Origin of the sequence: Methylocaldum sp. GT1TLB (assembly GCF_051027445.1) — a bacterium.
Classification (GTDB): Bacteria; Pseudomonadota; Gammaproteobacteria; order Methylococcales; family Methylococcaceae; genus Methylocaldum.
Map to the genome: position 1 here is coordinate 1,434,662 of NZ_CP194898.1, position 26,321 is coordinate 1,460,982.

The 26,321-nt window shown below is 58.6% G+C and carries 22 protein-coding genes; 12 read left to right on the forward strand and 10 right to left on the reverse strand.

Annotated elements, in window-relative coordinates; all coding sequences use genetic code 11:
- Positions 1–29 precede the first annotated feature (29 nt).
- The 4 genes from ACR2R1_RS06205 (at position 30) to ACR2R1_RS06220 (ending at position 4,352) form a co-directional block, all read left to right on the forward strand.
- Positions 30–1,670: a SulP family inorganic anion transporter gene (locus ACR2R1_RS06205; RefSeq protein ID WP_240507017.1), complete on the forward strand. Its 1,641-nt coding sequence runs from the start codon at positions 30–32 to the stop codon at positions 1,668–1,670.
- Positions 1,657–3,300 (forward strand): NADH-quinone oxidoreductase subunit C, encoded by a 1,644-nt coding sequence (locus ACR2R1_RS06210; RefSeq protein WP_434113160.1) that lies wholly within the window; start codon positions 1,657–1,659, stop codon positions 3,298–3,300. Before ACR2R1_RS06205 ends, ACR2R1_RS06210 begins: the two co-directional genes overlap by 14 nt.
- A gap of 93 nt (positions 3,301–3,393) precedes the next feature.
- Positions 3,394–3,930, forward strand: coding sequence for an NADH-quinone oxidoreductase subunit B family protein (locus ACR2R1_RS06215; RefSeq protein ID WP_434113162.1), 537 nt, complete (start codon positions 3,394–3,396; stop codon positions 3,928–3,930).
- A gap of 41 nt (positions 3,931–3,971) precedes the next feature.
- Positions 3,972–4,352 carry a YccF domain-containing protein gene (locus tag ACR2R1_RS06220; RefSeq protein WP_434113164.1) on the forward strand — a complete coding sequence of 127 codons (381 nt, stop codon included), beginning with the start codon at positions 3,972–3,974 and terminating at the stop codon, positions 4,350–4,352.
- Positions 4,353–4,664: 312 nt separating this feature from the next.
- Here ACR2R1_RS06220 and ACR2R1_RS06225 read toward each other — a convergent pair whose 3' ends face one another.
- The 4 genes from ACR2R1_RS06225 to ACR2R1_RS06240 form a co-directional block, all read right to left on the reverse strand.
- Positions 4,665–6,218 (reverse strand): sensor histidine kinase, encoded by a 1,554-nt coding sequence (locus ACR2R1_RS06225; RefSeq protein ID WP_086134530.1) that lies wholly within the window; start codon positions 6,216–6,218, stop codon positions 4,665–4,667.
- 345 nt (positions 6,219–6,563) lie between these two features.
- Positions 6,564–7,664 carry an ABC transporter permease gene (locus ACR2R1_RS06230; protein ID WP_434113166.1) on the reverse strand — a complete coding sequence of 367 codons (1,101 nt, stop codon included), beginning with the start codon at positions 7,662–7,664 and terminating at the stop codon, positions 6,564–6,566.
- On the reverse strand, positions 7,661–8,605 hold the full coding sequence (locus ACR2R1_RS06235) for an ABC transporter ATP-binding protein (RefSeq protein WP_208110047.1): 945 nt from the start codon (positions 8,603–8,605) through the stop codon (positions 7,661–7,663). Before ACR2R1_RS06235 ends, ACR2R1_RS06230 begins: the two co-directional genes overlap by 4 nt.
- Positions 8,602–9,582: an HlyD family secretion protein gene (locus ACR2R1_RS06240; RefSeq protein WP_434113168.1), complete on the reverse strand. Its 981-nt coding sequence runs from the start codon at positions 9,580–9,582 to the stop codon at positions 8,602–8,604. Before ACR2R1_RS06240 ends, ACR2R1_RS06235 begins: the two co-directional genes overlap by 4 nt.
- Before the next feature lie 134 nt (positions 9,583–9,716).
- On the opposite strand from ACR2R1_RS06240, the gene pepN reads away from it, so the two are divergent.
- On the forward strand, positions 9,717–12,371 hold the full coding sequence (gene pepN, locus ACR2R1_RS06245) for an aminopeptidase N (RefSeq protein ID WP_077730498.1): 2,655 nt from the start codon (positions 9,717–9,719) through the stop codon (positions 12,369–12,371).
- 234 nt (positions 12,372–12,605) lie between these two features.
- Here the strand turns inward: pepN and ACR2R1_RS06250 are convergent, their stop codons facing one another.
- Positions 12,606–12,761 (reverse strand): hypothetical protein, encoded by a 156-nt coding sequence (locus ACR2R1_RS06250; protein ID WP_166642472.1) that lies wholly within the window; start codon positions 12,759–12,761, stop codon positions 12,606–12,608.
- Between the two features lie 217 nt (positions 12,762–12,978).
- On the opposite strand from ACR2R1_RS06250, the gene ACR2R1_RS06255 reads away from it, so the two are divergent.
- The 5 genes from ACR2R1_RS06255 (at position 12,979) to ACR2R1_RS06275 (ending at position 17,540) form a co-directional block, all read left to right on the forward strand.
- Positions 12,979–14,310, forward strand: a complete 1,332-nt coding sequence (locus ACR2R1_RS06255) for a POT family MFS transporter (RefSeq protein WP_077730497.1) — start codon at positions 12,979–12,981, stop codon at positions 14,308–14,310.
- Between the two features lie 127 nt (positions 14,311–14,437).
- Positions 14,438–15,391 carry a GGDEF domain-containing protein gene (locus ACR2R1_RS06260; protein WP_133716455.1) on the forward strand — a complete coding sequence of 318 codons (954 nt, stop codon included), beginning with the start codon at positions 14,438–14,440 and terminating at the stop codon, positions 15,389–15,391.
- 118 nt (positions 15,392–15,509) lie between these two features.
- Complete coding sequence (locus ACR2R1_RS06265; protein ID WP_434113171.1) at positions 15,510–16,079, forward strand: DUF99 family protein; 570 nt, start codon at positions 15,510–15,512, stop codon at positions 16,077–16,079.
- Between the two features lie 91 nt (positions 16,080–16,170).
- A complete protein-coding gene (locus ACR2R1_RS06270) occupies positions 16,171–16,479 on the forward strand; it encodes a hypothetical protein (protein WP_347257820.1) in 309 nt (102 codons plus the stop codon).
- A 32-nt stretch (positions 16,480–16,511) separates the two neighbouring features.
- Entirely contained in the window at positions 16,512–17,540 is a 1,029-nt protein-coding gene (locus ACR2R1_RS06275) for a zinc-dependent alcohol dehydrogenase family protein (protein WP_434113173.1), read from the forward strand.
- 38 nt (positions 17,541–17,578) lie between these two features.
- Here ACR2R1_RS06275 and ACR2R1_RS06280 read toward each other — a convergent pair whose 3' ends face one another.
- Positions 17,579–18,148 carry a hypothetical protein gene (locus ACR2R1_RS06280; protein ID WP_434113175.1) on the reverse strand — a complete coding sequence of 190 codons (570 nt, stop codon included), beginning with the start codon at positions 18,146–18,148 and terminating at the stop codon, positions 17,579–17,581.
- 149 nt (positions 18,149–18,297) lie between these two features.
- Complete coding sequence (locus ACR2R1_RS06285; RefSeq protein WP_077730491.1) at positions 18,298–18,798, reverse strand: c-type heme family protein; 501 nt, start codon at positions 18,796–18,798, stop codon at positions 18,298–18,300.
- Positions 18,799–19,094: 296 nt separating this feature from the next.
- On the opposite strand from ACR2R1_RS06285, the gene ACR2R1_RS06290 reads away from it, so the two are divergent.
- Both ACR2R1_RS06290 and ACR2R1_RS06295 read left to right on the forward strand, forming a co-directional pair.
- On the forward strand, positions 19,095–20,144 hold the full coding sequence (locus ACR2R1_RS06290) for an efflux RND transporter periplasmic adaptor subunit (protein ID WP_434113177.1): 1,050 nt from the start codon (positions 19,095–19,097) through the stop codon (positions 20,142–20,144).
- Positions 20,144–23,254: an efflux RND transporter permease subunit gene (locus ACR2R1_RS06295; RefSeq protein ID WP_086134369.1), complete on the forward strand. Its 3,111-nt coding sequence runs from the start codon at positions 20,144–20,146 to the stop codon at positions 23,252–23,254. The genes ACR2R1_RS06290 and ACR2R1_RS06295 overlap by 1 nt, the downstream gene beginning before the upstream one ends.
- 140 nt (positions 23,255–23,394) lie before the next feature.
- Here the strand turns inward: ACR2R1_RS06295 and rimI are convergent, their stop codons facing one another.
- The 3 genes from rimI to ACR2R1_RS06310 are packed head-to-tail and all read right to left on the reverse strand — an operon-like array spanning position 23,395 to position 26,290.
- Complete coding sequence (gene rimI / locus ACR2R1_RS06300) at positions 23,395–23,949, reverse strand: ribosomal protein S18-alanine N-acetyltransferase (protein ID WP_240502524.1); 555 nt, start codon at positions 23,947–23,949, stop codon at positions 23,395–23,397.
- A 2-nt stretch (positions 23,950–23,951) separates the two neighbouring features.
- Positions 23,952–24,695, reverse strand: a complete 744-nt coding sequence (locus ACR2R1_RS06305) for a uracil-DNA glycosylase (RefSeq protein WP_077730489.1) — start codon at positions 24,693–24,695, stop codon at positions 23,952–23,954.
- A gap of 47 nt (positions 24,696–24,742) precedes the next feature.
- On the reverse strand, positions 24,743–26,290 hold the full coding sequence (locus ACR2R1_RS06310) for a 2-isopropylmalate synthase (protein WP_077730488.1): 1,548 nt from the start codon (positions 26,288–26,290) through the stop codon (positions 24,743–24,745).
- Positions 26,291–26,321: the final 31 nt, after the last annotated feature.

Genomic DNA, 26,321 nt, shown 5'->3' on the forward strand with positions numbered 1-26,321 from the left:
AACGGATTCCTCAGTCAATTCGAAGCAGTGTGACCGATCTCGCCGAGAACTGGCGCACCGATGCGGTCTCCGGCTTTCTGGTCTTCCTAATCGCCCTGCCTTTGTGCTTCGGCATCGCCATGGCTTCCGGATTTCCCCCGATGGCGGGTATCCTCAGCGCCGTTATCGGAGGCTTTGTCGTCTCCCGGATCGGCGGCGCCCGCCTGACGATCACGGGCCCTGCCGCCGGGCTGATCACCGTCTTGTTCACCGCGGTTCATACCCTGGGCGAAGGCGATCTCTTCGCCGGCTACCGCTACACCCTGGCCGCGATCGTCGTGGCGGGCATTCTGCAATTCCTGCTGGGCATTTTCAGGGCGGGACGGCTGGCGACTTTCTTTCCGGCCGCCATTGCCCACGGTACGCTGGCCGCCATCGGCATCATGATTATCGCGAGGCAAATCCATATCCTGGTCGGCGCCGGACCCGCCGTCGAAACGCCCGTGCAGAGTCTGGCGCATATTCCCCAAAGCCTTCTTCATTACAATCCGGAAATCTTCCTGATCGGCGGCATCGGCCTTCTGATCATGTTTGCCTGGCCGCTGCTGGGAAACAAAGGTTTCGGCAGGGTTCCCGCGCCCATTCTGGTCGTTCTGAGCGGGTTCATACTGGGGCGGGCGTTCGATTTGAACCAGGCTGAGCTTTATCTCCTTTCCGAGGGTCCCGAAAATGAAGCCTGGCACCGGCATGTCTTTGTGAATACTCCGCAATTTCTCGCCGATATTCCGGATAGCTTCTTGGACAGCCTAGTCTTCGCCGATTTTTCAAAAATCGGGACGCTCGCCTTTTGGAATGCCGTTTTGAGTCTCTGGCTGATCGGCAGTCTCGAAACCTTGCTGGTCGCCTCCGCGGTGGATCGTCTCGATCCGGAGCACCGCCGCTCCGATCTCGATCGGGATCTTACCGCCATCGGCGTCGGCAACACGCTATCGGGATTGATCGGCGGCATGCCCATGATTGCCGAGATCGTCCGCAGCTCCGCCAACGTCGGTTACGGCGCGCGCAGCAGTTGGTCGAATTTCTTCCACGGCCTCTTTCTGCTGTTGTTCGTGGCCTTGTTCCCGCGTCTCATCCGCGATATTCCGCTGGCATCGCTCGCGGCTTTGCTGGTCTACGCCGGGTATCGACTCGCTTCGCCCAAGGCGTTCGCCAAGACGCTCGATATCGGCTTCGAACAGCTCGCGTTGTTCATCATTACCATCGTGGGCATTTTGACTACAGACCTCCTGATCGGGGTTGCCATCGGCATTGCGGCCAAGTTGCTGATACACCGCTGGCAAGGCGTGAAACTCGGGAATCTGTTCCAGCTCTCCTATCGGATCATGCGGGACACGAACGGCTTCCGGATCAAGCTCAACGGTGCGGCCATCTTTTCCAATTTTCTGGCCCTGAAGGATGAGCTGGCCGAACTGCCGGCCGGCGAAACCATCGTTTTCGATCTGACCTACGCATCCCTGGTCGACCATACCGTCATGGAGTTCATCGAACACTTCCGTCACGACTATATTGCGGCAGGCGGCCGGTGCGAAGTTCATGGCCTGGAGCGATACGACGCCTATTCGGATCATCCGCTGGCGGCGCGCCGCCGCAAGCTATTCAACTGGAGAGCCGGCCGCGGTGAATCAGTCTAAGGAATTCGTCTCGAAGAATTCCGGCCGGCAGGAGTCGATCATTACGGAAAACCTCGACGCGCGTGCAATGCTCGATGCGGCCCTACGTTCGGAAGGCGTGAAAATCCTGCCGATCACGCCCAGTCCGTTGCTGCCGGCCGACTTGACCGAGATCGAAAGCGAAGACTGGGGCAAAACCGCGCAGCAAGCGAGCGCGCAGAACTGGCGCTGGGCCGGGGCATGGGCGGAAGACCGCGGCTCCGACCTGGCAATGAATGCCTGCCTCGAGAAGGAAGGGCGCTATCTGATCCTCCGAACCTATCTGCCGCCGGACGAGCCCAGCCTGCCTTCGCATGCGCCATATTACTGGGCGGCGGATCGGGCGGAGCGGCATATCCGGGATCTGTTCGGCATCCGTTTCATCGACCACCCGGACCCCAAGCGCTGGATTCGCCATCAGGCCTGGGACGAAAACGCCTATCCCTTGCGGAAAAACTTCCCGGCCGACGGACAACCGCCGCCTTCGACGCCACCGGACAGCAACTACCCTTTCCTCAAGGCCCATGGCGCGAGCGTCTACGAAATTCCGGTCGGCCCGGTCCATGCGGGAATCATCGAGCCCGGCCATTTCCGCTTCCAGGCGGTGGGGGAAACCATCCTGCACCTGGAGGAACGACTCGGTTATGTACACAAGGGCATCGAGAAAATCGCCGAAGGACGTGATCCGTCAGGACTCGTCAAGCTGGCCGGGCGAGTATCGGGCGATACGCCGGTCGGTCATAGCTGGACCGCCTGCATGGCGATGGAGCGCGCGGCCAAGGTCGAAATTCCCCTGCGCGCGGCTTATATCCGCGGCATCCTGGCGGAACGCGAGCGGGTGATCAATCATCTGTGGGACTTGGCTGCATTGTGCAACGACGTGGGATTCGCCGCGGGCTACTATCAGTTCGGCCGTTTGCGCGAGCTATGGCTTAGGGAAAATCGGGCGCTGTTCGGCCATCGTTTGATGATGAATACATTGGTTCCGGGCGGCGTATCCGTGGATGTCCCGCCGGATGCGGCTGGTCGCATGCAGGATTCGACTGCATCGCTGCGACGGGAACTGGACGAACTGCTGCCTATACTCGACGCCAACTCGTCGCTGGAAGACCGGTTCCTGACCACCGGCGTGCTGTCCGGCGAACTGGCTTCTGCTCTTGGCGCTTTGGGCTACCTGGGCCGGGCGAGCGGACAGCGGTTCGACGTGCGCCGCGATGTCCCCTACTCCCCTTACGAAAGTCTGAAGGTACGTGTGCCAGTGGAAGTCCAGGGTGATGTGGCCTCGAGATTCTGGGTCCGTTATAAGGAACTGCGCGCCGCACTGCGCTTGATCGAGCAAATGCTGGCCGGCCTCCCTTCCGGGGACCTTGTCTCGGAATGGCGAACACCGAAGGAAGGCGCCGAAGGCTTCGGTGCCGTGGAAGGCTGGCGAGGCGAAATTCTCTGCTACGTCCGTTTCGGCGCGGGCGGCCGCATAAGCCGCTATTACCCGCGCGATCCCAGCGTCATCAATTGGCCGGCCCTGGAAAAACTCGTGCTCGGCAACATCGTGCCGGATTTTCCGGTCTGCAATAAATCGGTCAACGGATCTTATTCCGGTCATGATCTTTGAGATAGGTATCAGCTTTGAGCCGTCAGCAGTCAGTTTTCAGCTGATGGCTGACGGCCACGGCTGATGGCTGACAGCTTTCTCCTGGAGGTTTCGATGTTACGACTGTATGGCAAAATTTTTCGAACCGGAGTGCTAACGGAGGGCATTCCGCCAGCCTCAAAAGACGAGGCCGTCGAACGCGAGGGCGCCAGGCTCAAGGCAGTGATCGACAAACGTTTTCGGGGCAGCCTGTCCATCCGCCAGGTGGATGCCGGCTCCTGTAACGGCTGCGAATTGGAAATCCACGCCCTCAGCAATGTTTATTACGACGTTGAGCGTTTCGGCGTGCATTTCGTCGCTTCTCCGCGCCATGCCGATATCCTGATGGTGACGGGGCCGGTCTCGCGCCATATGGAAGCCGCTTTGAAACGAACCTACGAGGCGACGGCCGATCCAAAATGGGTGATCGCCGTGGGCGACTGCGGGGTCTGCGGCGGCGAGTTCGGCGTGTCCTATGCCAGTTGCGGCGCGGTTTCCAATGTAATCCCGGTGGATCTCGCCATTGCCGGGTGTCCGCCGACCCCGATCGATTTGCTGCGCGGTTTGTTATCCTTATTATCGGATTCCGTAACGAACCAAGCGCACGGATAACGACTCGAAAAGGAAGGGTTCCGAATCATGCCGCTGTCGTCATGAGCTTACTGGGCAATATTATTTGGCTGATCTTCGGTGGTTTGATCACCGGGTTGGGATATGTGATCGGGGGAATAGGCCTCTGCCTTACCCTGATCGGCATACCCTTCGGCGTTCAGTCGATCAAGCTCGGGTTTGCCGTATTCGCGCCGTTCGGCAAAGAGGTGGTGGAACTCGACGGCGCGAACAACCCTTTGCGGATCATCTTCAACCTGATCTGGCTGCTACTTTTCGGCTGGGAAATCGCGCTCGCGCACCTTGCCAGCGCAGCCGTACTGGCCGTCACCATCATCGGCATTCCTTTCGCCTTGCAGCACATCAAGCTGATTCCGTTATCGCTGTTTCCCTTCGGGCGGGACTTCCGGCCGATTCAGTCCTAGAGCATTTTCCGATTCGGTGTCAGAGAGCCCGATATGTAGGTCGGCAATCCCTTCCCAATCGCAAACGGTCGCTTTAGTCGCGACCCTTCCAATCGCAAACGGTCGCTTTAGTCGCGACCCTTCCAATCGCAAAACGGCCGTCCTGGGAGCGCCAGGACGCCCCTTCCAACAAAATCCTTTGCCGAGCCGATACGTCGGCAAGGGATTGCCGACCTACGTTCTTCCCACCCGACACGAAGCCGTACACCGAGATGAAAAACGCTCTAGCCTGCCGTGAATCTGGCGCCCCTCAGACTCGAGTCCGAGCGGGCGTTACGCCGTATTCGAACGGACTGCATCGACCTCGTCGGCATCGTCGAAAAAACGCGGCAGGTGTATCGAAAACTCCGAACCCCGGCCGGGGCCGGCACTATGGGCCTCGACTTCTCCCCCATGCATCTCCACCAATCGCTTGACCAAAGTGAGCCCAATGCCCAAGCCGCCTTGAGCGTGCGCAAGACTTTGATCGGCCTGGCTAAAAAGGTCGAAGACATGAGGCAGAAGCTCTTCCGGTATGCCGACGCCGTTATCCCTGACGCGGATGCTCACGCGGGACTCAGACGCTTCGACCGCCAGCCATATCTTTCCGCCTACATCCGTATATTTGGCGGCATTATTGAGCAGATTCGAAATGACCTGCGCCAATCGTACCCGGTCGCCTTTAACCTGGAGATGACGGTCCGGCATCGTCACCAGGAGATCATGATCGCGCGCTTCGATCAGAGGCCGGCTGGCCTCGACGGCTTGATCGATGACCGTCGCGAGATCCAGAGTCGTCGGGTGCAGGCTGATCTTTCCCTGAACGATGCGGGACACGTCGAGCAAGTCGTCGACCAGCCGAGCCAGATGATCGACTTGGCGATCGATGATGTCGCGCGCCCATCGAAGCCTCGTCTCGTCCGGCTCGAGTTTTCGCATGACCTGCACGGCATTCCGGATGGGTGCTAGCGGATTCCTGAGTTCATGGCCCAGCATCGCGAGAAATTCGTCTTTGCGGCGGTTGGCGTCACGCAACGCCTCTTCGGATCGGGCGAGTTTTTCGGTGCGCTCTCTCACCCGCTGTTCCAGTTTTTCGCAAGACTCCTGCAACTCGCGCTGCACCCTTCGTCTTTCCGCGATCTGACCGGACAATTCCTGATTGACCGCCTTTTGCCGATCCCTTGCCGAAGTGAGATCGCTCAAAAGGTCCAGATTATCGAAACGAAGCCGCAAGGATTCCGCCACGGTCGCGTACAAGCGCTCGGAAATCATCCACATCATGGCTACGAAGAGCACTAACATCGCTCCCATCGCGATATGGACATCTCCGCCGTGGCGTAGTATCTGCGCCGTATACGGAAGCAGTGCCGGCAGCAGAAAGACCAGAAAAGCGTGACGGAACGAAGATAAGGTCGACATCGCTCCCGCGACCATTCCGCCGAGCACGAAACCGAGAAATATCTGGTGCACATAACTGTGCTCGACGAAAAGGAAAAATCCTGCCAAGCCCCACAGCGCCCCGTTGGCGGCGACGCCGAGCAAGAAAAATCGGGCCCAGCGAGGTGCATCGGTGCTCGTCGGATTAGCTTGCGCATAGGCGCGGAGCAGGCCGTAACGAACCAACACGAGAGCGCCGACGGCCAATAGCCAAGCGATTGCCAACGGTCGGGAAACCTCTCGCCAGAGAATGAGGACCAGGATCGCGGCGTTGGCCGCCGTGGCGATCAAAGCCGACGGAAGCTGTTGATACAGAAGCTTGATCTGCGACGCTCGCATTTCATCCGCATGGATGGAATTTCTCTCCTTCCCAGCGAGACGGGAGCGACGGAAGCGATCAGGAATTCTCATACCCGATATCCGAATTGGACTTTAAGCACGCCTGCACCGGTCACCGCAAAATCTCGAGCGAACAGAAAGCTGGTCCACCATTCTCGAAGCCGCCCTCGCCAGAGGGGTACACGTGTTACCGCTCGCCGACGATTTCCGCATGGCGACTCCCTCGCAGCACTGTGTCAATGCAATCCGGTCTGAAAGAGCGAGGGCAGAGCGAACATCGATCGGTGGCAACCCCGGACGGTGGAAATTCTCGAACGGATTCCAATAAGACACCTTGGGGTCTCGAAAAATCCAGCAAAGAGTGCACCACAACGGCGTATCCCGAGAGGATACTCTACCTTCGCGACGTTCGCGCGATCAATCCAGCCGCTTCTTGAATCGCAGCATGGCGACGCCCAGGGTGATGAGCATGAACGCCATCAAAGCCCACATTTCGGACAGCAGTTCCGACAATTCCGCGCCGCGCAGCATGATACCCCGGATCAGCCGGACGAAATGGGTCAGCGGAAGCAATTCGGCAATATATTGTGCCGCCCTGGGCATGCCGTCGAAGGGAAACATGAAGCCCGAAATAAGTATCGAGGGCAAGAAAAAGAAAAAAGTGGTCTGCATCGCCTGAAACTGCGTCCGGGCCAGTGTCGAAATCACCAGTCCCATCGTTAAGTTGGCCGCGATAAACACCAATGCGGCTAGATAAATATCGATCATCTGGCCTTGAATCGGCACGTGGAACAGCAGAACGCCGAGCAAAAGTATCAGACTCACTTGGATCAATCCGATGATGACGTAGGGAATGATCTTCCCCACCATGAGCTCCAGATTTCTTACCGGCGTATTGATGAGCAGTTCGAGATTGCCGCGCTCACGCTCCCGCACGATGGCCACCGCGGTGAACAGCACCATGGTCATCGTCAGAATGACTCCCATCAAGCCGGGCACGATATTGACGGCCGAGCGCCGTTCCGGGTTGTAATAATTGCGGATCTCGAACAAAGGCACCTCAGTGGTCTGCCTGGGCGCCGTATCGTAGCGCAAGCTCATTCCGGTAAGCTGACGCGCGGCAGCCAGGATCAGAGGGTCGGACCCGTCTATCATGAGCTGGGCGGCCGGTCTGTCACGCCTTGCCAGACGCTGCCCGAAATCCGAAGGAATGAAAATCCCGACCGAGATTTCACCTCGCCGAAGCAGGGTTTCCAATTGTTCCGGCGTTTCTACCCGCCGGGTAATGTCGACGACTTGAGATGCTTGCGCGTCGGCGGCCAGAATGCGGGAAAACTGCGTGTTGGCGTGATCGGCCACGCCGGCGCTCAAATGGCGCACATCGGTATTGATGGCGAAACCGAACAGCGTGATCTGCAACAGCGGAATGCCGACGATCATGCCGAACGTCAGCCGGTCGCGCCTGAGCTGGCGGACCTCCTTCCGCAGGATGGCAAAAAGTCGCAGCAGACCTTTCACGCTTGCGCTTTGAGATAGCGGCCCTGGGTGGCGGCGACGAAGACGTCTTCGAGGTTCGGGTGGGTCAACCGGGCATCGAATTGAAGCCGCTGCCCGATGAGACCCGTACGGATTAGCGCCAGCGGATCGGCAACGGATCGGTCTAGCAGCACCCGCAGGCGCATGCCGAGCTGGGTCACGCTGAGCACGCCGGGCAAATCCGTCAGCAGCCGCCGCACGGTCCTCGAATCGCCGGTTTCCATTTCCACGACGCTGGCGTCGATTCGCCTTTCCAACTCCTGCGGCGCGCCATCCGCGACCACCCGGCCGCGGTCCAGGATTGCGAGGCCATGGCAGCGCTCCGCTTCGTCCATGTAGTGGGTGGACACCAAAATCGTCGTCCCCTTGTCGCAAAGCTCGAACAGGCTTTCCCAGAAATCGCGCCGGCTCTGCGGATCGACCGCGCTGGTCGGTTCGTCCAAAAACAGCAATTCCGGCTCGTGCACCGTCACCGCCGCTAGCGCGAGGCGTTGCTTTTGGCCTCCGCTGAGTGTCCCGGCCCGCTGCCGCTCACGGTCCGCGAGATTGTATTTCTCGAGCAATTGGCCGATGCGCTGCCGGGCGGACCTACGCGGCAGACTGTAGACATCGGCCATGAACTCCAGGTTTTCCCGGACCGTGAGATCTTCGTAAAGCGAAAAACGCTGGGTCATGTAGCCGATTTTTCGCTTGATGGCTTCGGCTTCGCCGGGAATACGGTGCCCCAAGACTTCGGCCTCACCCTCCGACGGCGTCAGCAGACCGCACAGCATGCGGATCGTGGTCGATTTGCCGGAGCCGTTCGGTCCGAGAAATCCGTAGATCGTGGCGCGGGAAATGGCGAGATCGACGTGATCGACGGCGATGACGGTACCGAAACGGCGCGTCAGCCCGCGCGCCGTGATCGCATAGTCGCCGCTCATGGCCGCTCGGACCGCCCAACGGCCGAGAGTTCAGCCTCGACCGGAAGCCCGGCCGGCACGTTTCGGACCGTTTCGCTCAGATAGATTTTCGCGACATAGCTTAGACGCCGCCGGTCGCGCTCGGTCAGGGCGAAGAAGGGCGTAAAGACGGGATCCGAACTCACCATGCGAACGGTGCCTTGAAACGGCTCGGCGACACCGTCCAGCCAAACCCGGGCGGCGTCTCCGGGCATGACGGATACACGGGTCGGTTCCGGAATGTAGACCCGTGCATAGGGCGCAGCACCGGAGAGCAGCACGGCCAGCACGGCGCCGATTTGCGGCTGATTTCCGAGCTTGAGCGGCAGGCTGTCAAGACGCCCCGCCACAGGCGCCCGCACGGTCAGGCGTTCCAGATTGGTTTCGGCGACTTGCACGGCCGCCTCGGCGGAGGCCAGCGCCTGGCGCGCCTGCTCCACTTCTTCCACACGGGTGCCGGCTTTGAGCTCCTCGAGTACGGCCGAAGCCGAGTCGCGCTCGGCAAGAGCGGCTTTAAACTCTCTTCTTGCCCGGTCCACCTCGTCCGGACTGATGAGCTTACGGGGCAGCAACTCGTTCACCCGCTCGAATTCGCGACGGCGTACTTCGTACACCTGATGCGCGCCTTCGAACCGCGCCTCCGCCTCCCGGATGCGCTCGATCCGGGGTCCCCTTTCCAGTTCCTGCAACCGGGCGGCAGCCCGATCCCGCGCCGCCGCCGCCTCGTTCAGCCGAGCCTGTTGCCGTGCCGGATCGAGGCGCACCAGAACTTGCCCCGATTCGACCCAGTCGCCTTCTTCGGCCGGAATTTCGACGATAGGCTCCGATACTTCGGCAATCAACTCCACTCGATCCCATTCCAGAATGCCGACCACGCGGCGGCTCGATTGGTCCTGTCCGCAACCGAGAAGCAGCAGCGCCGCCGCAAGGACTGAAGCATTGTAAATTGGGCGTATCATTCGCTCATGGTAACCGCTTTCGGCCATGTTCAGCCATCGAGCAAGATCGAAAGCGAATCGGAAGCCGACAGCTCTCCCGTTTCCCCGGTCTAAGCCGTATCATTCCACCATCATCGACATAAGGCTCGACCACGATGCGCGAACACACACCAAACACCGTCTACCTCAAAGACTACACGCCGCCGGACTATCTCATCGAAACCGTCGATCTTTTTTTCGAATTGGACGAGGAAAATACTCGCGTCACCGCCAAGCTTCGGGTGCGGCGGAATCCGGAATCGCCGCGCGAGCACCGGGAACTCGAACTGAACGGCGAACAGCTCTTGCTCGAATCGATCCGGCTGAACGGCCGCAATTTAAGCGCCCCCGAGTATCGTCTGACCGAAGAGACCCTGGTTCTCCCCAGCGTTCCGGACCGTCCGTTCGATCTCGAAATCGTCACCCGCATCAACCCCAAAGCGAACACCGCCTTGGAAGGGCTTTATCTCTCCAAGGACATGCTCTGCACTCAGTGCGAAGCCCAAGGGTTCAGGAAGATCACGTATTTCCCCGACCGCCCGGACGTGATGGCCAAATACACGACGACCCTGGTCGCGGACAAATCGCGTTATCCGGTGCTGCTGTCCAACGGCAACCGCATCGCGACCGGCGAGCTGAAGAACGGCCGCCATTGGGTGAAATGGGAGGACCCCTTCAAGAAACCATCCTATCTGTTCGCGCTGGTCGCGGGACGGCTGGAATGCCTCGAAGACTGTTACGTGACGGGCTCCGGCAAGGAAGTCACCTTGCAGATCTTCGTCGAAAAGCACGACCTCGACAAATGCGATCACGCCATGCAATCCCTCAAGAACGCCATGCGCTGGGACGAGGAGAACTACGGGCGGGAATACGACCTGGACCTGTACATGATCGTGGCGGTAGGTCATTTCAACATGGGCGCCATGGAAAACAAGGGGCTCAACATCTTCAACACCAAGTACGTTCTGGCCCGGCCGGACACCGCTACGGACGCCGACTACGAGCATATCGAGGGCGTCATCGGCCATGAGTACTTCCATAACTGGACCGGCAACCGCATCACCTGCCGGGATTGGTTCCAGCTCAGCCTCAAGGAAGGCTTGACCGTGTTCCGCGACCAGGAGTTCAGCGCCGACCGGACTTCCCGAGCCGTCAAACGCATCGACGAGGTCAACATGCTGCGCACCCGGCAATTCGCGGAGGACGCGGGCCCCCTCGCCCATCCCGTGCGACCCGAGTCGTATATCGAAATCAATAATTTCTATACCTTGACCGTCTACGAAAAAGGCGCCGAAGTGGTCCGCATGATCCAAACGCTGCTCGGCAAGGACGGCTTCCGCAACGGCACGGATCTCTATTTCCAGCGCCATGACGGACAAGCGGTGACCTGCGACGACTTCGTCAGGTGCATGGAGGACGGCAACGGCGTCGATCTCACGCAGTTCCGCCGCTGGTACAGCCAGGCCGGAACGCCCGAAGTGCGTATCGCCGCCGATTACGATGCGGAAACCCAAGCTCTCAATCTTACCGTGAGGCAAAGCTGCCCGCCCACGCCGGGCCAACCGGTAAAGACCCCGTTCCACATTCCTTTGGCAATAGGCCTGCTGGCGCCGGACGGCACGGAGCTGCCCTTGCAGCTCGAGGGCGAATCCGAGCCGCATCGGCAGAAAACCCGGGTGCTGGACGTAAAGGAATCCGAACAGCGCTTCCGCTTCGTCGGTCTGCCGGAAAAACCCGTGGTCTCCGCCCTGCGAGGATTTTCCGCACCGGTCCGGCTGCATCTGAAACGCGGCTACCAGGAACTCGCTTTCCTTTTCTCCCGCGATCCCGATCCTTTCAACCGCTGGGACGCCGGACAACAGTTGGCCACCCAGGTGATCCTCGATCTCGTCGGCCAATTCTCCAAGGGAGAGACGCCGGAAACCGTCGATAGCCATCTCACCGAGGCCTATCGGCAGGTGATTTCCGATCACTGGCCCGACTTGTCCTATCTGGCGTTGCTATTGACCCTGCCGTCCGAGGAATACATCAGCGCATCGATGAAGGTGATCGATCCCGATGCCGTTCACCAAGCCCGGCAAACCGTAAAACGGGCGCTGGCTCGCACCTTGGAACAGGAATTCCGCCGCCTGTATCAGACACATCATCTCGACGAGGCCGGCCGCTTCGACGCCGAGGCCGTCGGCCGGCGCCGGCTGAAGAACGTCTGTCTCGCTTACCTCGGCGAGCTGGAGACCGAAGAAGCTTATCGCCTCAGCGTCCGGCAGTTCCGCGATGCGCGCACGATGACCGATCAAATCTCGGCGTTATCGACGATCGTGAACAGCCGCAATCCGGAAAAAACCGATTGTCTGGCCGAGTTCTACGAGCATTGGCGGGAAGAAGACCTGGTGATCGACAAGTGGTTTACCCTGCAGGCCACCTGCCGTCTACCCGGAACATTGGATCGGGTCAAAGAATTGCTTTCGCATCCCGCTTTCGACTTGAAAACCCCAAACCGGGTTCGTTCGCTGATTGGCGCGTTTTCCCAGGCCAACCCGGTCAATTTCCACGTCCGCGACGGCGCGGGCTACGCGTTTCTCGCCGACCATGTCATCGCCTTGAATGCCTTGAATCCGCAAGTGGCCGCCCGAATGCTGACGGCCTTGACGCCATGGCGGCGCTACGACACGGAGCGGCAGCAATCGATGCGCCAGCAACTTCAGCGGATCGCCGGAATCGAGAATGTTTCGAAGGATGTCTACGAGGTAGCGATGAAGAGTCTGTCCTGAGCAGTCCGACGGATAATCCGGAGGAAAAAGCACTAAAAAAGCGTTGCGCTTGAAATGAGCATCGAGGTCTCGTATACCGGTCGCGGTTGCAAGGCCCCTTGCAGCTCGTTTTTCGACTGCTCAAAAACTAGCAACGTAGAATGGGCACGGTTAACCGCTCATCCTACGTTGCATTTGGCTGCCTAATACGCTTGGTGATAGGGTCGGGACCGGTAAAGCAGCTCGTGCCGGCCTTTATCGGTAAGAGGAGTTGGTGGAATCCTCGGCTATGGCCTTGGCGGCCGTGGCGTATTTGTCGTGCTCGCTTCCTTTGACCATCATCAAAGTGATCGCGACTGCAATGATGACACCGCCAATGTAGAACCAGAAGTAGTCTTTCTCTTTTTCCATTACGGCTTCCTCAGAATAGTTTTTTGCGAATGATTGTTTTTATTACTGCGCCGGAATTGGCGCGCGGGTATACAGTAACCAATGGAAATTCTGCGTTTCTTGATTTAAATCAAAAAAGGCCGAGATTGGCGGAGGCCCGTCACAGTACACGTCCGCACGGCGTCGCTTTTTCCGGTACGCCGGCATTCCTAGGCGATCTGCAAACCGTGATGCAACCATGACGCCGTACCGCACCAAGCCTCTTCCGATCGAAGGACTACCGCCCGGCATCCCTTACATCATCGGCAACGAGGCGGCGGAGCGATTCAGTTATTACGGCATGCGTGCGGTGCTGGTGGTGTTCATGAGCCAATACCTGATGAGCCCTGCGGGTTATCCCGATCCTATGAGCGAAGAGGAAGCCAAGGGCTATTTTCACTTATTCGTCTCGGCCACTTATTTCACCCCGATCCTGGGGGCGCTGCTCGCCGATGGGTGGCTCGGAAAATACCGCACGATCATCGTGCTGTCGCTGGTTTATTGCTTGGGGCACTTGGCCCTCGCACTGGACGACACCCGCACCGGGCTCCTGATCGGACAAAGCTTGATCGCATTGGGCGCGGGCGGCATCAAGCCTTGCGTTTCCGCCCACGTCGGCGATCAATTCGCGAAAACCAACCGGCATTTGCTCAGCCGGGTTTATAGCTGGTTTTATTTCGCCCTCAATTTCGGCGCATTCACATCGATGCTGGTGACGCCTTGGTTGCTGGAGCACTACGGTGCCTCGACAGCGTTCGCGCTGCCGGGAGTCCTGATGCTCATCGCTACGGTCATTTTTTGGTCGGGCCGTTACCGCTTCGCCCACATTCCTGCCGGCGGAGTCGCTTTCTTGCAGGGAATATTGAGTCATGAGAGTTGGCGGATCCTTGCCCGGCTCGGCGTCATCTATGCGTTCGTAGCGATGTTTTGGGCACTGTTCGATCAGACCGGTTCGTCTTGGGTGCTACAGGCCCAGAAGATGGATCAGACATTTCTGGGCTACCGGATTCTGCCCTCGCAGATCCAGGCAGCCAATCCGTTGCTCATCATGATTCTGACGCCGCTTTTCTACTACGGCATTTATCCGAGCCTGGAACGTCGCATGCCTGTCACGGCGCTGAGGAAAATCGGCGCGGGCATGTTGCTGGCGGCTTTTTCATTCGCATTCGCGGCTTGGATTCAGCGTGCGTTGGATGCCGGCGTTTCCCTGTCCATCGGTTGGCAGCTGCTCAATTATGTCGTTCTGACCGCATCGGAAGTCATGGTGTCGATCACCTGTCTGGAGTTCTCCTACACTCAGGCTCCGCCAACCATGAAATCCTTCGTGATGTCCTTTTTCATGGTCTCCGTCGCCGCCGGAAATCTTTTCACCAGCGCAGTCAACTTTTTCATTCAGAACCCCGATGGTACTTCGAAACTGGCCGGAGCCGATTATTTCTGGTTTTTTTCGCTGCTGATGCTCGCCACTGCGATCATGTTCGCCGCCGCGAGCCGCCACTATCCCGAAGCAGCTAGAATGGCGGATGTTTGACGTTCCGAATTTTCGGCCGGAGGCCAGAAGCTTTGCGCTAGGTTCATGTCGCTCAAAACTTACTTAACCAAGCTATTTAGTCTATTTTTCGCTATAAACCCACGCCCATACGGATGAAGTGCCCAAAATGACAGCCGAGACCATCTCTCCTCAACCCGTTGCGGTAGCGCGACAAGCATTACGACGCCTGACGGAATCGGGTTTGCCGCCTACCCCGGATCATTATGCGGAGCATTATTATCTGATCGCCGGGGAATTGAGCGGACAAAAGCCGGAGCCATCGCCGGGTGAATCGACACCCGAGGCCGAAGTAACCGCCGCCGTCGACACGATCTTGCAGATTCTTACCGACACGACATTCGGTCTCGCCGCTGAGTTGGGGACGTTCGATGGCCACTTTCAGAAGCTTTTCAACGAGAAGAGCGCCGATACGCAAGACTTTTCGGTGGAGCAGGCGCTTAGCCAAATCATGAAGACGCTCTCCCAGCTCAGGCAAAGAGTCGCCGACTCCCAGGCCGAGTTACGGGAAACCCAGCAATTGCTCCAACGCGTCCAGGATGAAATAAAGGAAAGCCGAAGCTTGAGCCGAATCGATCCGCTGACGGGCATTTTGAACCGGCGCGGTCTCGACATCGTCCTGACTCGCGAATTCACGCGAAGCCGGCGTCAGAAAGATCAGATATCGATCGGCCTGATCGATATCGACTGGCTCAGCCAGATCAATGACGCCCATGGTCGTGACGCCGGCGATCAGGCGCTGACCCATTTGGTCACGGCAGCCCGCGGGCTGTTGCGAACGCAGGATATTTTCGCTCGCTTCGGCGATGAGGAATTCGTCGCCGTTTTCCCGGGCGGCAACGCCTCGGGAGCCACATTCGCTCTTGACCGTCTCCGTACCTTGCTGGACCGGATTCCATTGCGATACAACGGCAAAGCCATCCCGGTGAAAATCAGCGCAGGCGTTGCAGAAATGCATCCCAGCGACACCCTATCCGATCTGATGCAACGAGCCGAACGCTGCCTCCTCAAAGCGAAAGACAGCGGACGCAATTTGGTCATCAACGAGACCGACTTAGGCTGAGACTTGAACCCGGAAACGGCGCCGCGAGCCCCGGTCGGAACACCGGCTCAACCGGTACAGTCGAGCACGATAACGCGTTCTGGAGCTTCGAGGCTATTTCGCCGGACTGCAAGACTCAATGGCATCTCCTCGTTTTTCTCATGCGATCGGGTTCGATGATGCGCCTTTCGACCGGCATCATCGGGGCGATGTCATGATCGTAGGCGCCTTCTACGCGGGCTCTCGTCTTGACGGCGTCCTCTCGGGAAAAGTGCGCCGGGACGGTGCGAACGCGACTCGGATATTGGCTCAACTGATTACGGGTTCTCGCTTTTATCCCCATCTTCAGGCCGTTTTGCTTCAGGGAATCGCTTTCGCCGGATTCAATGTCGTCGACATACACCGGTTGCAGAAAACACTGGAACGGCCGGTGCTCGTCGTAGCCCGCCATCTCCCGAATCTCGATAAAATCCGCGATGCCTTGCTCGATCATGTTCGGGGCGGACAACGAAAATGGCGGCTTATCGAACGGGCCGGACCGATGGAGCCCATCGCCGGAGTTTACGTTCAGCGTGCCAGCTTGTCGGTAAGGGAAACCGAAGCTCTAATCCGGCTGCATGCGGTTTATGGCCGGCTGCCGGAGCCTTTGCGCACCGCTCACATCATCGCCGGCGGCATCTCCCGGGGCGAGAGTACCCATCGCGCCTGAACATCCGAGGCCCCCTGCCCTCGTGACTATTTCTTGATCTGCCCGGAGAATTTATCCGAATGCTGAATCTCAACAGGGGACCGGAGGCCAAATGAATACCTTTTTTGTTCGGGCGCTGCTAGTTTCGATGGCAATGACGGCCTTAACCGGTTGTACTTCGCTGAGCCTGGGCGGAACCGACCGGCCCATGGCGTTTCACGATACCCGCCTGCAATATGCCCTTCTGACGGACGATCGGGAAAAGCTCAGAAGGGATTTCGACATGTTTACCGAACCGACCTTCACCGAGCGCGCGGTGGCGGGCTTGGTGCTGCCTTTCGGCGCCGCCATAGAGACCCTGTTCTGGCCGGTTTCCTACGGCATTACAACCTATCTCGACGAGTACGATCCACGCCGATGACACCGGCAGGACTTTCCCACAGGAGGGATGTCATGAAAGCGATGGTCCTCGAACGAATTTCCAAGCTGGCCGAGAATCCGGCGCCGCTGGCCCTGGCGGATTGGCCAAAACCGGTTCCGCATTCCGACGAGTTGCTGATCAAAGTCTCCGCCTGCGGCGTCTGCCATACCGAATTGGACGAGATCGAAGGCCGCACGCCCCCGCCCCGGCTACCGGTGATCCTAGGGCATCAGGTCGTAGGCCGAGTGGACGAACTCGGGTCTTCGGCCACCGGTTTTTCCGTCGGCGATCGCGTAGGCGTCGCCTGGATTCACTCGGCCTGCGGAATCTGCGCCTATTGCCGGGCAGGAAACGAAAATCTTTGCGAGCAATTCGAAGCCACCGGGCGTGACGCCCATGGCGGCTACGCGGAATACATGACGGCACAGGCAGAGTTCGTGTTCGCCATTCCCGACGCGTTCTCCGACGTCGAGGCCGCGCCCTTGCTGTGTGCCGGCGCGATCGGCTATCGCTCGCTCAAACTGACGGAACTCAAAGATGGCGAGATCCTGGGGCTTACCGGATTCGGCGCGTCGGCCCATCTGGTCCTGATGATGGTCCGCCACCGTTATCCGGGAACGCAGGTATTCGTGTTCGCCAGAAATCCGGAGGAACGCGCCTTTGCCCTGGAGTTGGGCGCGGCATGGGCCGGCGACACCGACGACGAGCCTCCGGCAAAACTGGACGCCATCATCGATACCACGCCGGTTTGGAAGCCCGTGGTCGAATCCCTGAGGCATCTCGCCCCCGGCGGAAGGCTGGTCATCAATGCGATCCGCAAGGAGGATGCCGATAAGGATTCTCTGCTACGGCTGGAGTATCCGAGCCATCTGTGGATGGAAAAGGAAATCAAGAGCGTGGCGAACGTCGCCCGAAGCGACGTCGGCGATTTTCTGGCCTTGGCCGCCGAGATTCCCATTCGCCCCGAAGTCGAAGAATACGCGCTGGAAGATGCCAATCGCGCGCTGCTCGACCTCAAAATGCGCCGGATTCGTGGAGCGAAAGTGCTGCGGGTGGCGTGAAAAGCGCCATGGACAGTCCGCACGCTAGTCCGCGGCGATCACATCCCGACAGCCTGCCTGTAGCAATAATCGAACAGCAATTGCCATTCCCGCAGTTGAATCTTTCGGCACAGGTTTTCGGCTCGGCTTTTTCCCGTTCGGCTGGCCTCGCAAAGATCGACGAACCGATGCGGGTCCCAGCGCTTCTGCTCGAGCAAGAATCGCGTCTCGGGAAGGGGCGAATCTCGCTCCGCGAGATTTTTTGCAGCCTCGCATAAATCCGGAAAAACCGGATGTTGTCCTACCCGATCGAACCAATACTTGCTGTTCCAGCTATCCGGCTCTCGGCGGTGCATGATGCCGTGCCAATAGCTGCCGGTGGAGGTAGAGACGGATTGACTGATGCGATGACTCTCTTCGAGATAGTCGTGATAAAGCCACAAGCCGGCGAGACAGCATTTGGCCATGCCGACATCTTTTACCGGGCGAGGAAGAAATGCCTGCTCGACCGACAATGCCTGAAGCAAGGGAAAAGCCTTATCGTTAGGCGTACCCGGACCGAGCGAATTCAATCGCTCTTGGTCTAACAAGGGCTGAAAAACCGGGCCGTATTGCGCTGGATCGAACATAGACGGACTCCTTGGCAGTTCATTGCAGAATAAATGATCCGTTAGAAGCACCGCAACGTTTCGTCAGCTTGCCGGTTAAGACGAACGGAATGGAGAAGCGCCGGGTGGGAAACACGGCCCAAGACCGTGCTTCCTCGGCTTTGGATAAGCTATTCGATGACGGGAACCTTATAGGCCAGTGCGCCTATGGGACCGGTCTTACCCTTGAAATTGGCGTGGCACATTACACACTTTTCCATCACGACCGGGACTCCTGTGGCCATATAAAGATAGCGCTTGTCGCCTTCCTTGATCACCCGCGTATAGTATTCGTCACCGGACAATAGCTTTTCCTTCGCCGTCTCTTCGAAATTTCCCGTCGGACGGTTTTCTTCGGGATTGGTCAGTTGATCCGTCAATCCGATCAGGCGGGCCTCATGAAACCCGTTCTTCTTCATTTCCGCGAACAACAGCTTCGACGCCGTTGCTGCCGAAATGGAGGACGGATTTTCCACATAATGCTCGGTAATCAGCACGACCGCGGTCTTGTACAACGCATCGAGCATTTTGACCTGGTCGATTGTGCGTGCGACAGCCGGATCTTCGTTGGCACCCGCGGTACCCGCCACAGCGGCCAATAGCAAAGCAGAGAGCGAACACTTGAGTCTCATTTGGTTTTTCCTCTTTTTCTTTCTATGGGATGTGTGGAATTTAAGTCGCCGGACATGCGTGCTACACGCATCATCCGTCGGACAGCTTCCCGGCCATGACGGGAAAGCATCCGCCTTTCATTTTGGTTTTCGGTCGATACAGTGTCAAATCGTTTTGACAGATCATGTCTGATTAGAGACGCACGTCAGGGTTTTCAGGCCGATAGTTTGTGTTTCGCAAATCGGCCGGGTTATAGTCTCGCGGCTCTGAAACTATCTTTTTTTCGCTTTAATCTCACGTAGTTACGACTTTTTCAATGAAGCCGACCTTATGTCCGCCCGTCATGGCGGTTCTGCTTTCAGCTGCTCTTGTCTTTCCGGCGTTCTCCGATGATGACGACCCCGACGCGAAAGCGCGTTCCGACCGGCCGGCGTCGATTCAAAAAAGCGAACCCGAGTCCCGCAGTGCCGCGGCGGTCCGAATGACAGCGGAGCAACAAAAGGCTAGCGGCTTGACCGTCGAGGTTTTGAACGCATTGACGTTTCACCCGGAGATAATGGCCTACGGCAAAGTAGTCGACATTCAGCCTTTATTGGCTTTGCACGTTCGTTATCAAACGGCGGGCACCGAGGCCGAAATCGCAAACGCCGCCGTCGAGTTGGCTCAAAAAAACCGCAACCGGCTGACGACCCTGCACCGCGAGGACATCGTGGCCAGCCGCGATTTGGCGCAAGCCGAGGCGCAATATCAGGCCGATCGAGCCAAGCTCGAGGCCGCCCGCCGACTGATGAGGGAGATTCGGCACGAAGCCCGGCAGGCCTGGGGCGACGAACTAACCCGCATCGCCTTCGACGGCGAATCGCGTCTGTTTCAGGATTTCTTGAGCCGGAGCCGGGTATTGCTTCTGATCGCCTTGCCGAGCGGCCAATCCTTGCCGCCCGACAAGCGATCTCTGTTCGTCGCCCGTGAAAACGACCGGAGCGCGGCACACCGGGCAGAACTCATTTCTCCCGCCCCGAAAACCGACGATCTCGTGCAGGGCGAAACTTTTTTCTTTCATGCGCCAAGCGACCGACTGCGCGCCGGAATGAGAGTCAATGCCTGGCTGCCGACCTCCGGTGAGCCCTTGACCGGCATCGCCATGCCACTGTCGGCCATCGTTTGGCATGCCGGAAAACCCTGGGCCTACCGCCAGTCCGACGACCGCACATTCATCCGCACCGAAATCACCGCCTACCGCGAGCACGCCGATTTCTGGTTCGTCGACCACGGCTTTGCCGCCGGCGACAAGATCGTCGTAACCGGCGGACAGTTATTGCTCTCGGAGGAGTTCCGCGGAAATATTCCGGACGAGGACGACGACTGATGCTGTCTGCCATCATTCGCTTCGCCGTGCACCGGCGCGGAGTGGTCGTTGCACTCTCTCTCCTGCTGCTGATTTACGGCGCGCTCCGTCTCGGTCAGGCGAACCTCGACATCTTTCCCGAATTTTCCGCCCCCCGCGTGGTTATTCAGACCGAAGCACCGGGTCTTACGGCCGAACAGACGGAAACTCTCGTCACCTCGCGCATCGAAAGGCATCTTGCGGGGTTGGTCGGTCTGGACAGCATCCGGTCCGAATCCATCCAGGGCCTCTCGGTGGTGACGGCCGTCTTCGAGGAAGGCACGGACATTTACCGTAACCGGCAGCTGGTCGGCGAGCGCCTGAACATGCTCGCCGGCAAACTGCCCGTAGGCGCCGGTCCACCGGTGATGGTACCGCTTTCATCGGCCTCCGCGACGGTTCTCACTATCGGACTTAGCTCGCCTTCCCACAGCCTCATGGAGCTTCGCGATCTGGTGGACTGGACCATCGTGCCGCGTTTGCTGGCCGTACCGGGCGTTGCGGATGTGAACGTATTCGGCGGCGAAATCCGCCAATTGCAGATTCAAATCGATCCGGCCAGGCTGCGCCGCTACGGCCTGGCTGCCGGGGATGTCGTGCTCGCAGCCCGCCAGGCGACCGGCATGCCGGGGGCCGGGTTCGTGGAAAACGACAACCAGCGGATCAGTTTGAACATCGTCGGCCTTCCGGCGGCCGAGGAGACCTTGAGGCAAGTCGTACTGTTGCGCCAGAACGGCGCGAATATCACGCTGGCGGATGTCGCGACCGTAACCACGGCGCCTAGACCGCCCATCGGCGCAGCAGCCGTCGGCGGAAAGCCCGGCATCGTCATGATGGTGATCGGTCAGTACGGCGCCAATACGCTGAGCGTCTCGCGAAACGTCGAAAGCGTGCTCGAGGAGTTCGAGCAGCTCTTCGCCAAACGGGCTATCGATTTCCACCCCCGGCTATTCCGGCCGGCGGATTACATCGAGCGATCCTTGCAAAATCTCGCCGGGCATTTGCTGGTGGGCGGCTTTCTGGTGGTCTCGGTGCTTTACGCATTTTTGTTCGATTTCCGCACCGCATTCATCTCCGCTGTCGCCATTCCGCTTTCATTAGCCGCCGCCGTGGTGACCTTGCTGAACCTGGGTGTCAATCTCAACATCATGATCTTGGGCGGACTCGCGATCGCCTTGGGCGAGGTGGTTGACGACGCCATAATCGACACTGAAAACATTTTCCGCCGCCTCCGGGAAAACCGGCTAAGGCCGAATCCGCGTCCGACTTTCCGCGTGGTCTACGATGCCTCCATGGAGGTACGCAGCTCCGTGGTGTACGCCAGTTTCATCGTCGCATTGGTATTTGTGCCGCTCCTGACGCTCGGCGGAATTGCAGGACGCTTGTTCGCTCCGATCGGTCACGCCTATATCCTCGCGATTCTCATGTCCCTGCTCGTAGCGCTGACGGTAACGCCCGCGCTTTGCTACATGCTCTTGAAGAGCGGCAAGACCGACAAGATCCCGCCGCTGATTCGGCTGCTTCAGCCCAAATACGCCTCCCTGCTGAGATCCGTTGCAAAACGGCCGAGAGCAACGCTGTCGATCAGCGCGGTTATTTGCGGATTAGGGATTCTGGCGTTGACCGATCTCGGCGGAGAATTCCTGCCCCGACTTCGAGAGGGCCATTACATCGTACACACGAGCAGCCTTCCTGGCACATCATTGAAGGAATCGCTCAGAATCGGCGGGCTGCTGACCCGGCAATTTCTCGAGATCCCGGAAGTCGAATCGGTCTCGCAATGGGCCGGCCGAGCCGAGCGCGGTGCCGACACTTACGGCAGCCACTACAGCGAGTACGAAGTTCGGCTGAAGCCGCTTTCAGGCGAAGCTCAACAATCTGTGCTGAACCGGCTCAGACAGATCTTGGACGATTTTCCGGGAATCCTGTTCGAAGCGAACACCTTTCTGACCGAGCGGGTCGACGAAACCATTTCCGGTTACACGGCACCGATCGTGATCAATCTCTACGGAAGCGACCTCGATCAACTCGATCAGAAAGCGCGCCAGATCGCCGATCTTGTCCGAACCATTCCCGGCGCCATCGACGTACAACTGCGATCGCCTCCGAGCACGCCTCAGCTTCAAATCCGGCTGAAACTCGACGATTTGGCCGCTTATGGCTTGCGTCCGATGGAAGTGGCCGATGTCCTGCAAACGGCTTTGCAGGGACGGATCGCGGGCGCCTATTACTTGGACAATCGCGCTTACGAGGTAGCGGTGATTCTGCCGCCGGAATTGCGGCACCGGCCGGAAACGGTAGCGCACGTACCGCTGCGCACCGCGGATGGTCTTATCGTGGAATTGAGCCAAATCGCGGAGATCCAGCAGGTCGGCGGACGGTATAACATACTTCATCGGGGCGGCCAGCGTGTGCAGACCGTCACGGCAAACGTGGCCGGTCGGGACACGGCGTCGTTTATGGAAGAACTTCGCCGGCGAACGCTCACCGCCATCGATTTTCCGCCGGACGTCTATCCCGAGTTCAGCGGCGCCGCCGTGGAGCAAGGTAAAGCACGCCGGGAACTGACGGTCCATGCGCTGCTGTCGGGTGTTGGCGTTATGTTGCTGATTTTTTTGGCCATCAACAGTGTGCGCCATACCCTCCTCACCTTGGTGAATCTGCCTTTTTCGCTGGCCGGAGGCGTTGCTGCCGCATTCCTGACGGGCAGTACGCTTTCGGTCGGGTCGATGGTAGGGTTCGTCACCTTGTTCGGAATCACGGTACGCAATGCGATTATGCTGATTTCCCATTACCGGCATTTGGTAGAACGGGAAAACAAGTCGTGGAATCTGGAAACCGCGATTCAGGGTGCACAGGAACGCCTCCCTTCGATCTTGATGACGGCGCTAGTCACCGCGCTTGCGATGCTGCCCATCGCCGTCGACAGCGACAATCCGGGTCGCGAGATCATGGGTCCCATGGCCGCGATCATTATCGGAGGTTTGGTATCGTCCACCCTTTTCAATCTGCTGCTTATGCCGACGATATTGCTCAAATTCGGCCGGTTCGAAACCCTCGATGAGCCGCCACGTTTTTCTGAGCCGTCGTAGACGCTAGAGCGATTTTTACTGCGGATTAATGTTGAGGATTGTGAAATCGTAGGTCGGCAATCCGTTGCCGACACGCTGGATCGGCGAGGAACTTGTCGGCAATGGATTGCCGACCTACGAGATGCCTTTCGATCCGGCGATTACAGCATGCGAGCCATGACCAGGGCATCTTCCCGGCCGTTTCGGGCCGGATAATAGCCTTTGCGGGTACCGATCTCGTTGAACCCCAGTTGGTGATAAAGTTTGATGGCGGGCTTGTTGGAAGGACGCACTTCGAGAAAAATCGTTTCGGCCTTGTGCTCCTTGGCGACCGCCATGAGTTTCTCGAGCATCAAGCGCCCGTAGCCCTGTCCCTGATTTTGCGGCGACACACAGAGATTGAGTACGTGCGACTCCCCCGCCCCCACCGACGCGATCCCGTAACTTACAACCTGGCCTGCCCTTTCGCCTACCCAGCAACAATATCCTACGGTGTAGCAGTCCCGGAAAGTGGTCGGCTCCCAAGGGAATTCGTATGCACTTTGCTCAATGGCGGCCACCACTTTAAGGTCTGACCGCCGCATCGGACGAATGATCAACTCGGCACTCTTCACGAGGCTGGGAAAGTGTCGGTAATAAAACTCGGTTTCGGCATCATAACTGATGAATTTCCTGATGCGCTCGAACAAGCCGAACAAATCGAACATGGCGGACATAATTATGCTTGTTGTCGAAAAGCCCGCATGGCTAGTTTGAGATCCTCCCATGCCCTACGTTTTTCCGTTTGCGAGCGCAGCAGGTAAGCGGGATGGTAAGTCACCACCAGCGGAATCTGGTCGTAATAATGCACCTGGCCGCGTAGTTTACCGATGGGCGTCGCGGTTTTTAATAAGTTTTGCGCGGCAATACGGCCTACGGCCAGAATAATCTTAGGTTTGATCAAGGCGACCTGCCCTTTCAAATATCCCTCGCAGGCCGCCGCTTCCTCCGGGGCCGGATCGCGATTCCTGGGCGGACGGCATTTGATCACGTTAGCGATGTAAACGGCTTCCCTTTTGAGACCGACGGCCCGAATCATTTCGTTGAGCAATTGCCCGGCCCGCCCCACGAATGGTTCGCCTTGCAGATCTTCCTGTTCTCCAGGCGCTTCGCCAATCACCATCCATTCGGCTTCGCGATTGCCGACGCCGAAAACAGTCTGAGTACGGCCTTGGTGTAGCGGACAGGCGGTACATCCCGCTACGCGGGCCTCCAAATCCGCCCAATCCGGCAGACAACCCGAAGACACAGCATCGATCGGAGGCGAATTCACCGCGCTTATTAGGCTCTCACTCAAGCCATCCGGCGTAGCCTGGGGTAGGTCCGGATTTTCGGCAGCCTCGAACGCGGCACGCCGCCGGGGTACCCAAACTTGGATACCCATCGAATGGAGATAATCCAGGCGTCGTTCATCGCGAGGCATAGGCCGGAACCGTTCTTAGACCGCCTCTTCGCAAAACTCGGGCATTATCAAACGTCTCCCGCCACTTGAGGATGCATGCGTTGCCGCGGCGCCAGGAGTTTGTTGACCGCATTGATGTAGGCCTTGGCCGAAGCGATCACGATATCGGTATCTGCGCCCTGGCCGTTGACGATCCGCCCGCCCTTTTCCAGGCGAACCGTCACTTCGCCCTGAGCGTCGGTGCCGGTGGTGATGTTATTGACCGAATACAGCAACAAGGTGGAGTCGGTATGAACTACGGATTCGATGGCCTTGAAGCTCGCGTCGACAGCGCCGCTGCCCTGGGCGGTGCCGCTCACTTCTTCGTTTTCGACCTTGAGCGACACTCGCGCGCAAGGAACCTCGCCCGTTTCCGAGCATACCTTGAGCGCGACAAGCTTAACCCGCTCGTCCTCCGCCTCGACGCCCGCTTCCGTGATCAAAGCCTGCAGGTCTTCATCGAAGATTTCGTGCTTTTTGTCAGCCAAGTCCTTGAAACGCTGGAATGCGTCGTTCAATTCCGCCTCGGATCCGAACTCTATCCCCAGTTCCTGCATGCGCGTGCGAAACGCGTTGCGCCCGGAATGCTTGCCCAGCACCATCCGGTTTGCAGTCCAGCCGACTTCCTCCGCGCTCATGATTTCATAGGTCTCGCGGCTCTTCAAAACGCCGTCCTGATGAATGCCGGACTCGTGCGCAAAAGCATTGGCTCCGACGATCGCCTTGTTGGGCTGCACCGGAAAACCGGTGATATTCGAGACAAGTTTGGAACACGCAACGATTTCTCGGGTGTCGATCTCGACTCGGCAGGGAAACACGTCTTTACGGGTCTTGACCGCCATGACGATCTCCTCCAGCGCGGCATTGCCGGCCCGTTCGCCCAAGCCGTTGATCGTGCATTCGACCTGCCGCGCCCCGTTCATGACGGCGGACAGCGAATTTGCCACCGCCAGACCCAGATCGTTGTGGCAATGCACCGAAAAAATAGCTTTATCGGAGTTGGGAATACGTTCTCTCAAACGCCGGATGGTGGCGCCGAATTGCTCCGGCACGCTGTAACCGACGGTATCGGGAATATTCAAGGTTTTCGCGCCCGCATCGATAACCGCCTCGAGTATTCGACACAGAAAATCTTCTTCCGAACGTCCGGCGTCTTCCGGCGAAAACTCGACATCATCCGTATACTGCCTCGCCCTTTTTACAGCCTTTACGGCATACTCGATCACCTGATCGGGCTCCATGCGCAGCTTTCTCTGCATATGAATCGGCGAAGTCGCGATAAACGTGTGAATACGCGCCCGATTGGCCTCCTTGAGCGCCTCGCCCGCACGGTCGATGTCCCTATCCAAAGCCCGCGCCAAACCGCATACCGTGCTTTCCTTGACCGCCCGAGCCACAGCTTGCACCGATTCGAAATCGCCGGGACTCGCCGCCGGAAAACCGGCCTCGATCACATCCACCCGCAGACGCTCGAGCGCCTTGGCGATGCGCACCTTTTCGTCCCGCGTCATGGAAGCGCCGGGACTTTGCTCGCCGTCTCGCAGCGTCGTGTCGAAAATGATGAGTTTGTCGCTCATGATAAAACCTCGTCTATCTCTCGTGGCCTCT

What these genes read in the sequence shown, in the direction of transcription:
- pepN (WP_077730498.1), top strand. Translation starts at nt 9,717, where the DNA reads ATGCGCGAACACACACCAAACACCGTCTACCTCAAAGACTACACGCCG.
- ACR2R1_RS06265 (WP_434113171.1), top strand. Translation starts at nt 15,510, where the DNA reads ATGGCATCTCCTCGTTTTTCTCATGCGATCGGGTTCGATGATGCGCCT.
- ACR2R1_RS06310 (WP_077730488.1), bottom strand. Translation starts at nt 26,290, where the DNA reads ATGAGCGACAAACTCATCATTTTCGACACGACGCTGCGAGACGGCGAG.
- ACR2R1_RS06275 (WP_434113173.1), top strand. Translation starts at nt 16,512, where the DNA reads ATGAAAGCGATGGTCCTCGAACGAATTTCCAAGCTGGCCGAGAATCCG.
- ACR2R1_RS06250 (WP_166642472.1), bottom strand. Translation starts at nt 12,761, where the DNA reads ATGGAAAAAGAGAAAGACTACTTCTGGTTCTACATTGGCGGTGTCATC.
- ACR2R1_RS06305 (WP_077730489.1), bottom strand. Translation starts at nt 24,695, where the DNA reads ATGCCTCGCGATGAACGACGCCTGGATTATCTCCATTCGATGGGTATC.
- ACR2R1_RS06240 (WP_434113168.1), bottom strand. Translation starts at nt 9,582, where the DNA reads ATGATACGCCCAATTTACAATGCTTCAGTCCTTGCGGCGGCGCTGCTG.
- ACR2R1_RS06290 (WP_434113177.1), top strand. Translation starts at nt 19,095, where the DNA reads ATGAAGCCGACCTTATGTCCGCCCGTCATGGCGGTTCTGCTTTCAGCT.
- ACR2R1_RS06215 (WP_434113162.1), top strand. Translation starts at nt 3,394, where the DNA reads ATGTTACGACTGTATGGCAAAATTTTTCGAACCGGAGTGCTAACGGAG.
- ACR2R1_RS06235 (WP_208110047.1), bottom strand. Translation starts at nt 8,605, where the DNA reads ATGAGCGGCGACTATGCGATCACGGCGCGCGGGCTGACGCGCCGTTTC.
- ACR2R1_RS06270 (WP_347257820.1), top strand. Translation starts at nt 16,171, where the DNA reads ATGAATACCTTTTTTGTTCGGGCGCTGCTAGTTTCGATGGCAATGACG.
- ACR2R1_RS06225 (WP_086134530.1), bottom strand. Translation starts at nt 6,218, where the DNA reads ATGAGAATTCCTGATCGCTTCCGTCGCTCCCGTCTCGCTGGGAAGGAG.
- ACR2R1_RS06255 (WP_077730497.1), top strand. Translation starts at nt 12,979, where the DNA reads ATGACGCCGTACCGCACCAAGCCTCTTCCGATCGAAGGACTACCGCCC.
- ACR2R1_RS06260 (WP_133716455.1), top strand. Translation starts at nt 14,438, where the DNA reads ATGACAGCCGAGACCATCTCTCCTCAACCCGTTGCGGTAGCGCGACAA.
- ACR2R1_RS06285 (WP_077730491.1), bottom strand. Translation starts at nt 18,798, where the DNA reads ATGAGACTCAAGTGTTCGCTCTCTGCTTTGCTATTGGCCGCTGTGGCG.
- ACR2R1_RS06295 (WP_086134369.1), top strand. Translation starts at nt 20,144, where the DNA reads ATGCTGTCTGCCATCATTCGCTTCGCCGTGCACCGGCGCGGAGTGGTC.
- rimI (WP_240502524.1), bottom strand. Translation starts at nt 23,949, where the DNA reads ATGTCCGCCATGTTCGATTTGTTCGGCTTGTTCGAGCGCATCAGGAAA.
- ACR2R1_RS06220 (WP_434113164.1), top strand. Translation starts at nt 3,972, where the DNA reads ATGAGCTTACTGGGCAATATTATTTGGCTGATCTTCGGTGGTTTGATC.
- ACR2R1_RS06280 (WP_434113175.1), bottom strand. Translation starts at nt 18,148, where the DNA reads ATGTTCGATCCAGCGCAATACGGCCCGGTTTTTCAGCCCTTGTTAGAC.